The sequence below is a fragment of the Protofrankia sp. CiP3 genome, assembly GCF_917627345.1.
Taxonomy (GTDB): domain Bacteria; phylum Actinomycetota; class Actinomycetes; order Frankiales; family Frankiaceae; genus Protofrankia.
Genome location: NZ_CAKJTM010000036.1, coordinates 47,973 through 48,849 on the forward strand (window position 1 = coordinate 47,973; position 877 = coordinate 48,849).

An 877-nucleotide genomic window follows, 5' to 3' on the forward strand; every position below is an offset into this window, starting at 1 on the left:
TAGCGGACCACGACGGGGCTGCCGTTCATCGTCTTACCGGCGCGTGTGCCGGAGACGTGGTAGCGAACCCCAGCCGCGGCTTCCATGCCGTGCAGAGCAACATTCATGATCAACGGGCTGATCACCCCGCCTTGTGGGGCCCCCTTACTGGTTGGGGTGAACCGACCGGCCTCGATCACGCCCGCCGTCAGCCATTGGCGGACCAGTTCCCTGGCGGGGAACGTGCCCAACGACCTGAGGATATGATCATGGTTGAGGTGGTCGAATGCTGCCGCCAAGTCCGCGTCCAACACCCACACCCGTTTGGCGTCCCGGCGGGACGCGGTGGTGTGGATGGCCACGATCGCGTCGTGGCAGCCACGGCCGGGCCGGAATCCGTAGGACTTCGGCTCGAACCGGGCTTCCCACTCGGGTTCCAGCGCGTTGACCGTCAGCGCCTGAAGGCATCTGTCGGCGATCACGGGAATTCCGAGCGGGCGGCGCCGCCCGTTGCTCGTGGGCACATACACCCGCTTGACCGGGCGGGGTGACCACGGCGTCGCGCGGTGCTGAACCCAGTCGGCCAGTTCGGCCTTGTGCTGGTCTCTCACCACGACCTGCCCGTCCACCCCGGCCGTCTTGCGGCCAGCGTTGGCCTCCGTGACCCGCCGCACCGAGAGCAGCGCGTTGGCGCGGGAACGGAGCATCACCTTCTGCAGGTTGCGGACCTTCTTCAGGTCCCCCGCCCGCGTCGCCGCGAAGATCCGCTGCCGCAGTCGCCGTACGTCTTCCTCGACGGCACGCCAGTCCACAGCGTCCCAGTCGGGGAACTCGTCCTCGGGTCCGTTCACCACGACCAGGTCGTCGCCGACCGCGGCCGCCTCCAACATCATCGTGG

General features: G+C 68.1%; 1 protein-coding gene. It reads right to left on the reverse strand.

Annotated elements, in window-relative coordinates; genetic code table 11:
• Positions 1-872, reverse strand: an 872-nt coding sequence (locus MJ797_RS14260; RefSeq protein WP_374582213.1) for a reverse transcriptase N-terminal domain-containing protein, incomplete at its 3' end; no start/stop codon positions are given.
• Between the last annotated feature and the right edge of the window lie 5 nt (positions 873-877).